The 13,448-nt window shown below is 71.6% G+C and carries 13 protein-coding genes; 8 read left to right on the plus strand and 5 right to left on the minus strand.

Annotation, left to right across the window (positions count from 1 at the left end; all coding sequences use genetic code 11):
• The first annotated feature begins 199 nt into the window (after window positions 1–199).
• The 3 genes from KDL01_RS31925 (at window position 200) to KDL01_RS31935 (ending at window position 1,564) form a co-directional block, all read left to right on the plus strand.
• Window positions 200–793, plus strand: a complete 594-nt coding sequence (locus tag KDL01_RS31925) for a TetR/AcrR family transcriptional regulator (RefSeq protein WP_212532400.1) — start codon at window positions 200–202, stop codon at window positions 791–793.
• Window positions 794–963: 170 nt separating this feature from the next.
• Window positions 964–1,191: a DUF3107 domain-containing protein gene (locus tag KDL01_RS31930; RefSeq protein WP_212532390.1), complete on the plus strand. Its 228-nt coding sequence runs from the start codon at window positions 964–966 to the stop codon at window positions 1,189–1,191.
• A 106-nt stretch (window positions 1,192–1,297) separates the two neighbouring features.
• A complete protein-coding gene (locus KDL01_RS31935; RefSeq protein WP_212532391.1) occupies window positions 1,298–1,564 on the plus strand; it encodes a hypothetical protein in 267 nt (88 codons plus the stop codon).
• Between the two features lie 49 nt (window positions 1,565–1,613).
• On the opposite strand, the gene KDL01_RS31940 is transcribed toward KDL01_RS31935, so the two are convergent.
• The gene (locus KDL01_RS31940) at window positions 1,614–2,069 is read right to left on the minus strand and encodes a ferritin family protein (RefSeq protein ID WP_212532392.1); all 456 of its coding nucleotides are present in this window, start codon (window positions 2,067–2,069) and stop codon (window positions 1,614–1,616) included.
• Between the two features lie 619 nt (window positions 2,070–2,688).
• Between KDL01_RS31940 and KDL01_RS31945 the strand changes: the two genes are divergently transcribed.
• Together KDL01_RS31945 and KDL01_RS31950 are read left to right on the plus strand one after the other, a co-directional pair.
• A complete protein-coding gene (locus tag KDL01_RS31945) occupies window positions 2,689–4,974 on the plus strand; it encodes a DEAD/DEAH box helicase (protein ID WP_307846712.1) in 2,286 nt (761 codons plus the stop codon).
• 85 nt (window positions 4,975–5,059) lie between these two features.
• Window positions 5,060–5,992 carry an alpha/beta fold hydrolase gene (locus KDL01_RS31950; RefSeq protein WP_212532393.1) on the plus strand — a complete coding sequence of 311 codons (933 nt, stop codon included), beginning with the start codon at window positions 5,060–5,062 and terminating at the stop codon, window positions 5,990–5,992.
• 57 nt (window positions 5,993–6,049) lie between these two features.
• Here the strand turns inward: KDL01_RS31950 and KDL01_RS31955 are convergent, their stop codons facing one another.
• The 3 genes from KDL01_RS31955 to KDL01_RS31965 all read right to left on the minus strand — a co-directional run bounded on the left by KDL01_RS31955 (window position 6,050) and on the right by KDL01_RS31965 (window position 8,517).
• Window positions 6,050–6,487 (minus strand): ATP-binding protein, encoded by a 438-nt coding sequence (locus KDL01_RS31955; protein WP_212532394.1) that lies wholly within the window; start codon window positions 6,485–6,487, stop codon window positions 6,050–6,052.
• A gap of 320 nt (window positions 6,488–6,807) precedes the next feature.
• Complete coding sequence (gene glnII, locus KDL01_RS31960) at window positions 6,808–7,830, minus strand: glutamine synthetase (RefSeq protein WP_368861686.1); 1,023 nt, start codon at window positions 7,828–7,830, stop codon at window positions 6,808–6,810.
• Between the two features lie 93 nt (window positions 7,831–7,923).
• On the minus strand, window positions 7,924–8,517 hold the full coding sequence (locus tag KDL01_RS31965) for a DUF6343 family protein (RefSeq protein WP_212532396.1): 594 nt from the start codon (window positions 8,515–8,517) through the stop codon (window positions 7,924–7,926).
• Window positions 8,518–8,843: 326 nt separating this feature from the next.
• On the opposite strand from KDL01_RS31965, the gene KDL01_RS31970 reads away from it, so the two are divergent.
• Together KDL01_RS31970 and KDL01_RS31975 are read left to right on the plus strand one after the other, a co-directional pair.
• Complete coding sequence (locus KDL01_RS31970; RefSeq protein ID WP_212532397.1) at window positions 8,844–9,458, plus strand: TetR/AcrR family transcriptional regulator; 615 nt, start codon at window positions 8,844–8,846, stop codon at window positions 9,456–9,458.
• A 185-nt stretch (window positions 9,459–9,643) separates the two neighbouring features.
• The gene (locus KDL01_RS31975) at window positions 9,644–11,146 is read left to right on the plus strand and encodes an MFS transporter (protein ID WP_212532398.1); all 1,503 of its coding nucleotides are present in this window, start codon (window positions 9,644–9,646) and stop codon (window positions 11,144–11,146) included.
• Between the two features lie 122 nt (window positions 11,147–11,268).
• Here KDL01_RS31975 and KDL01_RS31980 read toward each other — a convergent pair whose 3' ends face one another.
• Window positions 11,269–12,078 (minus strand): SGNH/GDSL hydrolase family protein, encoded by an 810-nt coding sequence (locus KDL01_RS31980; RefSeq protein ID WP_212532399.1) that lies wholly within the window; start codon window positions 12,076–12,078, stop codon window positions 11,269–11,271.
• A gap of 167 nt (window positions 12,079–12,245) precedes the next feature.
• Between KDL01_RS31980 and KDL01_RS31985 the strand changes: the two genes are divergently transcribed.
• Window positions 12,246–13,358, plus strand: a complete 1,113-nt coding sequence (locus KDL01_RS31985; protein WP_307846713.1) for a hypothetical protein — start codon at window positions 12,246–12,248, stop codon at window positions 13,356–13,358.
• Window positions 13,359–13,448: the final 90 nt, after the last annotated feature.

Consider the following 13,448-nt stretch of genomic DNA (forward strand, 5'->3'; position numbering starts at 1 on the left):
GGCTCGGGCCGGGGGGCGGGGGCCTTTCGGTGTCGGAAAGCCGAATCCGCGAGTACCCAGGACAGGTTACCCGCGCGTAGGATGAGTGTGAACGCCAGCTTTCCCTGCGCCACCGCCCGCGCGATGGCGCCGACCCGCGAGGAGCGTCGTGACCAGCAGTGCCGAAGCCCCGCCGACCGCCGAGGGGCGCACGCGGTCGATGAGGCTGCCCCGCGTGGCGCGACGCAACCAGCTGCTCGGCGCGGCCCGGGAGGTCTTCGTCGCCCAGGGTTACCACGCGGCCGCGATGGACGACATCGCCGAGCGCGCGGGCGTGTCCAAGCCGGTGCTCTACCAGCACTTCCCGGGCAAGCTCGAGCTCTACCTGGCGCTGCTGGACCAGCAGTGCGAGATCATGGTGGACAAGATCCGCTCCGCGCTGGACTCCACGCACGACAACAAGATGCGCGTGGCCGCCACCATGGACGCCTACTTCGACTTCGTCGAGCACGAGACCGGCGCGTTCCGGCTGGTGTTCGAGTCGGATCTGAACAACGAGCCGTCCGTGCGCGAACGGGTGGCCGACGCGCAGCTCGAGTGCGCACGGCTGATCAGCGAGGTCATCACCGAGGACACGGACCTGGCCCAGGACGAGGCGATGCTGCTGGCCGTGGGCCTGACCGGCATCTCCCAGGTGACCGCGCGCTACTGGCTGGCCAGCGGCTCGAACGTGTCCAGGGACACCGCCTCGCGGCTGATCTCCCAGCTCGCCTGGCGCGGCATCGCGAAGTTCCCGATGGGACACCAGGTCTGAGCCGGGGCCCTGCCCCGGGGCAGCGCGAAATAGCGGCCACGCTCCGCGCGTTCCGTAGCGTGGGCGGGCCAGCCGTTACGCTGGCCTCAGTCCGGTGCGCGGCATCCAGCCGTGTGCGAGGGCACCAGGCAACGACGAAGGCGCGCCGCGCCCGTGGAGGGAAGTAAGACGTGGAGATCAAGATCGGCATTCAGCACGCGGCTCGCGAGCTGAGCGTGGAGTCCGCGCTGACCCCGGAAGAGGTGGCGACGGCCGTGTCCGACGCCATCAGCGGCAAGTCCGGCGTGCTCGTGCTCGAGGACGAGAAGGGCCGCCGGGTGATCGTGCCCGCGGACCGGCTGGCCTACGTCGAGATCGGCGAGCAGGGCGCCCGCCGGGTCGGCTTCGGCGCGCTGTAGAGCGCCCTTTCGACATCGCGGCGACGACGCGGCGCCCGACACCGCGGCGTGCCGCGAATCCGGTCAATCCCGGCAGATCCCACACCACGTCAGTAGTCTGGCGCCCATGGTGTGGGATCTGCTGTGGCTGGGGGTGTGCGGCGTACTGATCGGCGGGCTCGGCCGGCTGGCCGTGCCGGGGCCGAATCCGATGTCCTGGCCGCGCACCCTGCTGCTCGGGCTCGGCGGGACACTCGGCGGCGGGCTGGTGACCGGGATCGTGCTGGGGCGGGGCCACGGGCTGGTCTGGCTGCTGATCTCGGTGGGCCTGGCCGCGCTGCTGGTGTCCGGATACGGCGCCTACCGCCGCGCCCGCGGCATCCCGCCGGGCTGAGCGACGCCGCGCTCGCGCCGTCCGGCCCGCCCCCAAGGCCTTGCGACGGCTACAGCCGCCCGAGCGTGTGCCGCAGCACCAGCGCTTCTCCGGCCAACCGCCGCTCGATCAACGCGAGCCGGTCGGCCAGGGCCTGATCGCCTTCGCAGGCGGCGTCGAGACACTCCCCGGCCCACTCCTGCGGCTGCGGGTCCAGCTCCACACCGTAAGCCTGCGCGGTCAGCCGCTGCCAGTGATAAGCCCTGGTCAGCGACTCCCACCAGTCCCCCGGCCGCACCCGCGACTCGGCCTCGTCGAGCAGCGGATCCGGGTCGGACGGGAGCTCGCCCTCGGCCAGCCGCCGGTGCGCCGCGGCCGCACAGCCCGCCACGGCCAGCCGCTCGGCGAACCCCGGCGCCCCCGCGCCCAGCGCCGCCCAGCGCTCGAAATCGGCCAACGCCTGGTACCCGACCCGGCCCGGATCGGCCTGGCCGACTCCGATTCGTGCGTCCTCGGACTTCCACATGTCACGCAGCGTACGGCGTCACGCGGCGACCGGCACGCGTGCCCGACTACCGCCGCCGCTCTCGGTGTCGGCGTCACGGTTTCCCGGATTCGGCGACGGATCGGGGAATCGGCCGACACCGTGCGAGCCCGCACCTGGCCCGATATCGCTCGCCAGAACGACGAGGCTGGTCAGAACGCGGCCGTGAGAAAGTGTGCACGGGGGCGTCTAGTACATGTCACGCAGCGTACCCATTCGGGGGCCGCCGGGCTGGTAACATGGTGACACTGGCGGTCTTCGACGACCGCCAAGGCGGACACCACGTCCGCCGGATGCCCGGTCGGCGCCCCGATCGGCTCCGACCGCGCGGCTGCACGACGTCCTTCGACGCCCGGCCACGCGCCCCATCACCCGCCTGGCATCGGCACAGCGCGGGCCTCGCACCCGGAGCGCCCACACGCCCGGATTTGGCCCACAGCCGCAGCCGCGAGCGTACGAAGAGGTAACGATCATCAGCACTCAGACGCAGACCGTCCAGACCGAGAACACCCCGGCCACCGAGGCCGCCGCGACGACCGAGGCGAGCGACACGGCCGTCCCGCTGGAGAGCTTCGCCGACCTCGGCGTCTCCGCGGACATCGTGGCCACCCTCGACGGGCTCGGCATCCGCTCGCCCTTCCCGATCCAGTCCGCCACCATCCCGGTCGCCCTGACCGGCGCCGACATCATCGGCCAGGCGAAGACCGGTACCGGCAAGACCCTCGCCTTCGGCATCCCGGTGCTCCAGCGCATCGAGCCGAGCGAGCCCACCGAGGCCGCGGAGCCGGTGGCCCAGGCCCCGGACGCGGCCAAGTCCGCCGGCTCCTCGCGCCGGCGCGGCCGCTCCGGCGGATCCGGCGGCGCGGCCAAGCTGCCCCCGGCCGGCGGCGCCCCGCAGGCCCTGGTCGTGGTGCCCACCCGCGAGCTCGCGGTGCAGGTGTGCAACGACCTCGCCGAGGCCGGCGTGGCCAAGGGCGTACGGGTGCACGCGCTCTACGGCGGCCGCGCCTACGAGCCGCAGGTCAAGGCGTTGACCGAGGGCGTGGACATCGCGGTGGCCACCCCGGGCCGCCTGCTCGACCTGGTCAACCAGGGCCACCTGAACCTCGGCCGGGTGCGCACGCTGGTGCTCGACGAGGCGGACGAGATGCTCGACCTCGGCTTCCTGCCGGACGTGGAGCGCATCATCAAGCAGGTCCCGGCCAAGCGCCAGACGCTGCTGTTCTCCGCCACCATGCCGGGCGCGGTGATCTCGCTCGCCCGCCAGTACATGACCAAGCCCACCCACATCCGCGCCGCCGACCCGCTGGACCAGGGTATTTCGGTGGCGAACATCAAGCAGTTCGTCTACCGGGCGCACGACCTGGACAAGATCGAGATGCTCGCGCGCATCCTGCAGGCCGACGGCCGTGGGCTGACCATGGTCTTCGCCCGCACCAAGCGCGCCGTCGCCCGGATCACCGAGGACCTGCAGGACCGGCACTTCGCCGTCGGCGCGGTGCACGGCGACCTGGCCCAGGGCGCCCGCGAGCAGGCGCTGCGGGCGTTCCGCAACGGCAAGGTGGACGTGCTGGTGGCCACCGACGTGGCCGCGCGCGGCATCGACGTCGAGGGCGTGACCCACGTGGTCAACTACCAGTGCCCCGAGGACGAGAAGGTCTACACCCACCGCATCGGGCGCACCGGCCGGGCCGGGCGCACCGGCACCTCGGTGACGCTGGTGGACTGGGAGGACATGCCGCGCTGGGGTCTGATCAACAAGGCCCTCGGCCTCGACTACGCCGAGCCGGTGGAGCTCTACTCCACCTCGCCGCAGCTGTTCGCCGACCTGAGCATTCCGGCCAGTGCCAAGGGCGCGCTGCCCAAGCAGGACCGGGTCCGGGCCGGGCTCGACGCCGAGGAGCTCGAGGACCTCGGCGGCCCCGGCCGCCGCGGCCAGGCGGCCAAGCCGGCAGCCGAGCCCGAGCCGCGTCTGGCCCGCGCCCCGCGCCAGCGCAAGCGCACCCGCGGCGGCCAGCACGGGACCGACGAGCAGGCCGCGGTGCTCGGCGCCGCCCCGGTGACCCAGACGCAGGCGGCCGAGGCCCCCGCGGCCCAGGTCGCCGAGACGGGCGCCGAGAAGCCCGCCCGCAAGCGCACCCGCAAGCGCGCCACCGCCGAACCGGTCGCCGAGCAGATCCCGGTCGAGGTACCCGTCGCGCAGGTCGTCGAGGCCCCCGCGGTGCAGATCGCGGAAACGGCCACCGAGAAGCCGGCGCGCAAGCGGACCCGCAAGCGCGCCACCACCGAGCCCGTGGCCGAGGAGACCTCGGTCGAGGTGCCGGTGGCGCAGGTCGTCGAGGCCCCCGCGGCCCAGGTCGCGGAGACGACGACCGACAAGCCCGCGCGCAAGCGCACCCGCAAGCGCGCCACCGCAGAGCCGGTCACCGAGCAGGCCCCGGCCGCACAGGCTCCGGCCGCGGTCGAGGAGACCGTCGCCGAGGCGCCGAAGCAGCGTCGGGCACGCGCCGCGGCTCCCAGCCGTGGCTCGGCCCCGGCCCGCGGCGCGGCCACCGGCCGTGGCGGCGCCATCAAGCTGGCGCCCGGATCGCTGGCCGACCCGGTGGCCCCGGCGGCGCAGCCCGCCCCGGCCGAGGCCGCGCTCACCGCCGCGGCCGAGCCGGCCCAGGCCGTGTTCACCCAGGAGCCGATCCTGCCGCAGCGCGCCGAGAGCGGCCGGGCCCCGCGCAAGCGCGGCGGCAGCGGCAAGAAGGCCGTCTCGGCCAGCACGTCCGCGACCAAGGGCACCGTCACCTCGGCCCTGCCCGCCAAGGACGCGGGCGAGGAGACCATACTGGACGCGCTGAACGTCGGACCGGTGGCCAACCGGCGGCGCACCCAGATCTGAATCTGAGGCCTGAATCGGGCCGCCCGGCGCGCGCAGGCGCGGCGGGCGGCCCGTGTCATGGCGCATCGAGCCGAAGGGGAACCGCGTGTCCACGCCGCCGAGCCTGGAGCTGCCCGACGGGACCGAACGGGTCCGACTGTCGCTGACCGCCGGACCGCTGGCCGCACTCGAGGCCGCGCCGGCGCAGGGCGTGCCGTTCCGCGGTGAACTGATCTGCGTACCCGGATTCACCGGGTCCAAAGAGGACTTCCTGCCGCTGCTCGAGCCGCTCTCGCGGGTCGGTGTGCGGGTGCTCGCGATCGACCAGCGCGGCCAGTGCGACTCCCCCGGCCTGCCCGCGCGCAGGCCCTACACCCTGCGCGGCTACGGCCAGGAACTCAGGGAACTGATCGAGCAGCGGGCGGCGTCCGGGGCGAGGCCGCACCTGCTCGCGCACTCCTTCGGCGGCTACGTGGCCCGCCAGGCCCTGTTCGACGGCCCGCCCCTGCCGCTCGCCTCGCTGACGATGCTCGGCACCGGTCCGGGCGCGGTGCCGCGGCCCGCGGCCGACCGGGTCCGGTTCTTCCTGGCCGTGAGCACCTTCGTCAGCCCGGTGCGCGGCAACCGGATGCTGCTGCTCGACCGGCACCGCGATCCGCTGGTGCAGGCCTTCCTGCGGCACCGGATAAAGGGCAACGACACCCGGTCGCTGCGCGCCATCGCCCGCTGGCTGCTGAGCGAGCCGGACCGGGTGGACCAGCTCGCCGCGGTGCTGCGCCGCGACGCATTGCCCTGCTTCGTGATGTGCGGGGCGGACGAGCGGACCTGGCGGGTGCCGACGCAGCGTCACATGGCCCAGCGGCTCGGCGCGCCCTTCGCGGCCGTGCCGCACGCCGGGCACTCGGTCAACGTCGAGCAGCCGGCCGAGGTGGTCGCGCGGCTGCTCGACTTCTGGGCCGGACTCGAGCGGGCAGGGGAACAGGGCGCGGCCGCCTCCGAGGCCGCGCCGCGCTCCGATGCGGCGGTGGAGGCGAAGTAGGAACCGACCCGGGGCCTGCTCAGCCCGCGCCGGATCCGTCCGCACCGCCGGCCGGGCTCACCCCGCGTCCAGGTCCACCAGGAACGAGGTGGTCTTGCCGCCTCCCGGGGCCGCCCGCACCCACCAGCTCTCGGTCAGCGCCTCGACCAGGCTCAGACCTCGATGGTGTTCGTCCTCGGGGCCGGAGTCGAGCAGCATGGGCAGGTCGACACAGCGGTCGGTGACCTCGCACAGCAGCTTCCGGTCCATCAGACGCGCGTGGACGGTGATCGGCCCGGCGCCGTGCAGCACCGAGTTGGTCACCAGCTCGCTGAAGGCGACCAGGGCGCCGTACGCCTGCTCCTCCTTGCCGGGGCACTGCGCGTCGAGCCACCCCTCCAACCACACCCGGGCCAGCCGCGCGTGCACCGGCAAGGCGGGGAACGTCCACCACACTCCGTCCGCCGCAGCGGGCACGGCGGGAGCCGGGGGCGCTTCGTGCATCATGGTGCGCATCGCAGACCACAACCTCTCGGTCGCAGCGGTCTGACCGTCCGCCGTTTTCCTCGGCGCGTCAATCCGTCTTATAGCGAGCGTAGGCCGTGCGGGGGCGATTGCGGATGCACTTTGCATCAACGCAACTCTTTTGAGCGAAGAAAAGTCCCCTTCGGGTCCGGTTCACCCTCCGCTCGCCGAGGTTGACAGGCCTCGGCGACACCTCCCGCGTCCGCCGCGCGACACGCGCAGACGGGCGCACGCAAGCGAAAGCCCCCCGCCCCGCCCGGTGCGGCGGGCGTGCGGGGGGCCGGCAGAACCCTGCGGTTCCGGCGCTTCGATCAGACCTGGTCGGCCTTCTCCAGCGCGGTGCAGCAGGTGTCCACGATCACGCGGGTGACGCTGTACGGGTCACAGTTCGCGTTCGGGCGGCGGTCCTCGATGTAGCCCTTCTGGTCCACCTCGACCTGCCACGGGATGCGCACCGAGGCACCGCGGTTGGACACGCCGTAGCTGTACTTGTTCCACGGGGCGGTCTCGTGCAGGCCGGTGAGCCGGTCCTGGATGCCGTCGCCGTAGACCGAGACGTGCTCGAGCGGCTTGCCCTCGGCACCGAGCGACTCGCACGCGGTGATGATGGCCTCGTAGCCCTCGCGCATGGCCTTGGTGGAGAAGTTGGTGTGCGCGCCCGCGCCGTTCCAGTCACCCTTGACCGGCTTCGCGCCGAAGCTGATGGTGACGCCGTAGTCCTCGGCGATGCGGTGCAGCAGCCAGCGCGCGACCCACAGGTGGTCGGCGGTCTCGACCGGGCCGACCGGGCCGATCTGGAACTCCCACTGGCCGGGCATGACCTCGGCGTTGATGCCGGAGATGGCAAGGCCCGCGGCCAGGCACGCGTCGAGGTGCTTCTCGACGATCTCGCGGCCGACGATGTTGGAGGCGCCGACGCCGCAGTAGTACGGGCCCTGCGGGCCGGGGAAGCCGCCGCCCTCGGGGAAGCCGAGCGGGCGCTCCCCCTCGAACATGGTGTACTCCTGCTCGATGCCGAACCAGGACTCCTGGGCGGCGAAGCGCTCGGCCACCTCGACCGCCGCGGCGCGGGTGTTGGTCTCGTGCGGCGTGAAGTCGATGTTCTCCACCTCGCACAGGACCAGCACGTTCTCGCCGCCGCGGATCGGGTCCGGGCTGGTGAACACGGGCTTGAGCACGCGGTCCGACGCGTGACCCTCGGCCTGGTTGGTGCTGGAACCGTCGAAGCCCCAGATCGGCGGCTCGGCGCCGTCGGCCAGAATCTTCGTCTTCGAACGGAGCGTCGCGGTGGGGCGGGTGCCGTCGATCCAGATGTACTCGGCCTTGTAGCTCACTTGGTCCTCAGCAGGCTCTTCGATGGTGTCGGGTGGCACCATCAGAGTCACAGCGCCTCGTTTCCGCCTTGTTAACCAGCCGTGAACTCGACATCAATCCGATGACGGCGGGCGCCGATCTTCGTCCGAGTCCGGCTCCTCGGGGCGCTCCCGCGGGTCGTAGCCCTCGTTCTCGCGCAGGATGGGGCTGTCGGCGTTGGCCATCATGGCCGAGATCGGCGGCAGCAGCGCGGCGACCAGGCTCATGATCCCGGCCGCGAACACCGAGTAGAAGCGCACCCAGGTCCAGGCCAGGATCACCAGCAGCAGGCAGGTGCCCATCATGATCGCGTAGCGCACCCGCCGGCGGGTCGGGCTGACCGGGGCCGGCGGTTCGACCGGCTCCGGCTCGCGGTCGGCCGGGTGGTACGGCGGGATCTCCCGCCCCGGCTGGAAGTGCGGGCCCTGCCGGATGCGGTGGAGCACCACGGCGATGTTGACCAGCGCGATCACGGTGACCAGGGCGAAGAACGCCGCGAAGGGCAGCGAGCGCAGCCAGAACCCGAAGATGCCCACCCCGAGCAGGCCGTTGGCCAGGCCGGTGAAGGCGAGCACCAGCCGCATCCGCAGCGGGCTGCGGGCGTGCATGGGCTCGTCCCCGGTGCGCGGCCGATGCTCGTGCGGCTCGTGCCGCCGATGCGGCTCCATACGCTTCGCCACCTTGTCCCGTGTCCCGGCCGGGGCGTCGGCCCGGCACCGACCGCACTGTCCCAGCCTACGCACGAGTGCGCTCCGTCCCGCGCCGAACCCCTGGTCCGGCGCCCTGCGGGTACCCGGTCGGGGGCCCGAGTGGCGGGCCTCACGGTGATGTGACCCAGATCACAGCGTGTCGGTGTACGAAACGGTTTCGTACAGTCCGGGGACCGGCTAGAGTCCTCAGTGTACGAAACGGTTTCGTTTCGTTGACCTGGGCGATATGCTCCGGACGACGAGACGTGGCCGTCACTGGAATCCGGCCGCGGAGGGAGCTGAGCATGGCCGTACGCGAGAGCCTCGTGGACCGTTGCGTCATGCCCGGGTCCAAGCGCGGCGCCGAGCGGCGGACGGCGATCTGCCAGGCGGTGTTCGAGCTGCTCGGCAAGGTCGGCTACGACCGGATGACGATGGACGCCATCGCGACCCAGGCCAAGGCCAGCAAGGCGACCATCTACCGGATGTGGCAGGACAAGCCCGAGCTGGTCGCCGACGCGCTGGTCGAGCGGTTCGGCGACAACTCCCCGACTCCGGACACCGGCTCTCTGCGCGGTGACCTGTTCGCCCTGATGACGGTGGCCTGCAAGCTCACCGAGAGCGAGATGGGCGAAGTGGTCGCCGGCGTGATGACCGCCGCCGCGCACGACCCGCGGCTGGCCGAGGTCGTCAACGACACCATGTTCAAGGCCAAGCACGCCGTGCACGAGCAGATCGTGCGGCGCGCCGCGGAACGGGGCGAGGTCCACCCGGACACCGACCCGAACCTCCTGCACGAGGTGATGCACAACATGCTCACCGGCCGCAAGCTCTGGAATCTCGGCCCGCTCGACGAGGAGTACGCCGGGCACGTCGTCGACGACGTGCTGATTCCCGTGCTGACCTACCGAAAGCCCTGATCGCCCGAAGCTCTCGTCCTCACAAGCCTTTAGTTCGCGCGCGCTCGGCGCGCCGCGGCTTCCCTCGTCTTGACCGCGACTGTCGGCACCCTGCTCTAGCGTGGGCTGCTCGCCGGGGGATCGCCGGTGCCATTGATTCGAACATTTGTTCACATTTTCGTCACCTCTGGAGGGGTACCGCTCCCATGTCCGACCTGATCCAGGCCCCAGAGGCCAAGGACTCCAGGCGCTGGCTGGCCCTCGTGGTCATGCTCTTCGCCCAGCTCATGGTCGTGCTCGACAGCACGATCGTGAACATCGCGATGCCGCAGGCGCAGACGGCCCTGCACATCTCCGACGCCAACCGGCAGTGGATGCTCACGGCCTACACCCTCACCTTCGGCGGGCTACTGCTGCTCGGCGGACGCGTCGCCGACTACGTGGGCCGTAAGCGGATCTTCCTGATCGGCCTGGTGGGCTTCGCGCTCGCCTCCGCCCTCGGCGGCCTGGCCCAGAACGAGGGCATGCTCTTCGGCGCGCGGGCCCTGCAGGGCGCGTTCGGCGCCCTGCTCGCCCCGGCCTCGCTCTCGCTGATCACGGTCACCTTCACCGACGTCAAGGAGCGCGCCCGCGCGTTCGGCATGCTCGGCGCCATCTCCGGCGTCGGCGCGGCGATCGGCCTGGTCATGGGCGGCTGGCTGACCCAGGACTTCAGCTGGCGCTGGTGCCTGTTCGTCAACATCATCATGGCCGCGGCCGCCTTCGTCGCCGCGATCCCGCTGCTGACCGAGTCCAAGGCGCACGGCAACACCAAGTACGACATCCCCGGCGCGATCCTGGCCACCGGCGGCCTGGCCAGCCTGGTCTACGGCTTCACCAACGCCGCCAAGACCGGCCAGGGCTGGACCTCCACCGAGACGCTGATCTTCCTGATCGGCGGCGGCGTCATGCTCGTGGCCTTCGTCCTGGTCGAGGGCCGGGTGGCCAACCCGCTGCTGCCGATGCGCGTGCTGTGGCACCGCAACCGCGGCGGCTCCTACGCCTCCTCGGTGCTCATGGGCGCGGGCATGATGGGCATGTTCATGTTCTTCACGTACTACTTCCAGCAGTCGCTGGGGTACTCCCCGCTCAAGACCGGCCTGCTCTACCTGCCGTTCACCGGCGCGCTGATCGTGACCGCGGGCGTGGCCAGCACCCTGCTGCCGAAGATCGGCCCGCGGGCGCTGATGACCTACGGCGCGCTGGTCGCGGCGGGCTCGCTGTTCTGGCTGGCCGACCTGAAGCTGGACTCGTCCTACCCGGCGATGATCCTGCCCTCGATGCTGATCATGGCCCACGGCATGGGCTGCGTGTTCGTGCCGCTGGCCAACACGGCGCTGACCGGCGTGGCCGACCACGACGCGGGCGTGGCCAGCGCGATGGTCAACACCACCCAGCAGATCGGCGGCTCGCTCGGCGTGGCGCTGCTCAACACCGTCTTCACCACGGCGTTCCTGAACTACTCCGGCAGCCACAAGGCCAGCCTCGGCGCGCAGCAGGCCGCGGCCCTCGGCGCGGTGCACGGCTACAACGTGGCGTTCCTGGTCAGCGGGTTCCTGCTGGCGGGTGCCGCGGCGGTGATCTTCCTGCTGATCCGCAAGGACCCGGCCGACTCGCTCGCCGCGGGCAGCGGGACCCCGGCCAACCGGCCGATGGTGCACGTGGGCTGACCCGCTCTCGGGTGCCCCGCGCTCCAGGCGCGGCACGGGCGCGGCCCCGCCGGACCACTCGGTCCGGCGGGGCCGCGCCCTGTGCGTTCCCCGACGCCGCGAGGGCGCGGACGGGGCGCGGATCAGGCGTTCGAGCTGAACACCGGGTAGTAGGCGCCGGACTGGCCGGACGCGGTCGGGTGGTAGGACTCGTCGATGTCCAGGATGTTGACCGAGTGCAGCCAGGAGCTGCCGTCGCAGATCTCGTGGCCGGAGAAGGCCGAGCGCACGTCGGCGAAGACGTCGTTGTACTTGGCCGCCTCGGTCTGGATGACGCCGTCGAGGATGTCCGCGGCCTGGTTCAGGTCGGTGCGGTCGGTGGTGCTCAGGCCGATGCAGCTGGAGGACTTGGACAGGTCGTAGAGCTCGGGGTAGTCGAGCACGACGACGCGGGCGTTGGGCGCGGCGGCCTTGATCGCCGCGTAGACCGCGTCGAGCTTGGCCGGCAGCTGGTTCTCCGCCTCGCTCTCGGCGGTGTTGACCGCGCTCACGCAGCTGCTGGTGCTGTCGAGCACGCAGGTCTCCATGACGCTGCTGAAGCCGACGTCGTTGCCGCCGATCGTGATCGAGACCAGCGTGGTGGAGCTGGTGACCGAGGCGATCTGGCTGGAGAGCACGTCCGAGGTGGTGGCCCCGGAGCAGGCCACGAACGTGAACGACGAGGGGCCGTTCGCGTTCGTCCACAGCTGCGAGTACGCGTTGGTGCTGCGGTCGCAGGAACCGCTGCTGCTCGTGTAGCTGCCGGCGCCTACGCCGGACGAGTACGAGTCGCCGAGCGCGACGTAGTTGACCGTGGCGGCGTGCGCGGCGGAACCGACGGCGACGGTCAGGGCCAGGGCCGTACCGGTCGCGGCGAGCGCGGTGGTACAACGGCGGACAAGCGTGGGCATCATGGATCCTTCTCCTCCCAGCGGACAGCTTTCGCTACTCACAAGTAGCTATGAATCAGCAGTGTTACAAGACTGTTCCAGAATCTTTACGAAGCGTCACAGCGCCCCCGGCCGGAGCGCACGGTCGCGACGTGCGCCGCCGCCGCCGAAACGTCCCCCATCATGTTCGTGTGAGGATTTTCGACATCGTGCTCGGCTCGATCGTGGTCATCGGCACCTGGATCTCGGTGATGGCCAACCTGGTCGTTCCGCGCGGCCTGCGCTCGCGCTACACCCGGCTGATCCGGGACGTGGTGCGCTGGCCGTTCCAGGCCGTGGCCGACCGCCGGAACACCTTCGAGGGCAAGGACCTGATACTGGCCTGGGCCGCGCCGCTCTCGATCCTGGTGACGCTGCTGAGCTGGCTGGGCCTGGCCGTGGTCGGCTTCGGCTTCATCCTGGCCGGGATCAGCGACCGCGGGCTGGCCAAGGGCATGCTGCAGTCGGGCTCCTCGGTCTTCACCCTCGGCTTCCTCAGCAGTTCCGAGTCGCGCCAGACCTTCGTCGACTTCTGCGCCGCCGCCACCGGGCCGGTGATGATCGGCCTGCTGGTCGGATACCTGCCGGCGATGTACAGCGCGTACTCGGAGCGCGAGGCCGAGGTGACCATGCTCCAGTCCAGGGCCGGGGTGCCGGCCTGGGGGCCGGAGATCTTGATGCGGCACGTGCAGATCCCCGGCCTTGTCACCCAGCTCCCCGCGCTCTACCAGGGCTGGGAGCGCTGGGCCTGCCAGGTCGCGGAGAGCCACACCAGCTATCCGGTACTGATCCACTTCCGTTCCCCGCGGGCCACCCGCAACTGGCTGATCGCGCTGCTCGCGATCCTGGACGCGGCGGCGCTGGAGGTCGCGCTCAACCCGTCCAAGCCCAAGTCGACCATGCGCATGACGCTGCGGGCCGGGTTCAGCTGCCTGCGCGAGATCGCCGACGTCGAGGGAATCGGCTACGACCCCGACCCCGATCCGGACGGCGAGATCCAGCTCAGCTACGCCGAGTTCGCCCAGGGCATCGACATGCTGCGGTACGCCGGCTACCCGATGGAGCGCGATCCCGAGGAGGCCTGGGCGCACTTCCGCGGCTGGCGGGTGAACTACGAGTCGCTGGCGTACGAGCTGGCCTACCGGATCGACGCGGTCGCCGCACCCTGGTCCGGTCCGCGCCGTACGGCCCGTCAGGTGCTCCTGGTGCGCACGCCGATCGACCGCCAGCCGAAGACGAAGGCCAAGTCCGACGCGGCCACCTGAGGCCCCGCCCTGACGTGGCGTCAGTCGACGCAAGGCACCCCGGGCGGCGGGGTGAGGGCGACGGCGGGGGCCGCGGAGGCGGGCGTGGGC

Origin of the sequence: Actinospica durhamensis (assembly GCF_018139695.1) — a bacterium.
Classification (GTDB): Bacteria; Actinomycetota; Actinomycetes; order Streptomycetales; family Catenulisporaceae; genus Actinospica; species Actinospica durhamensis.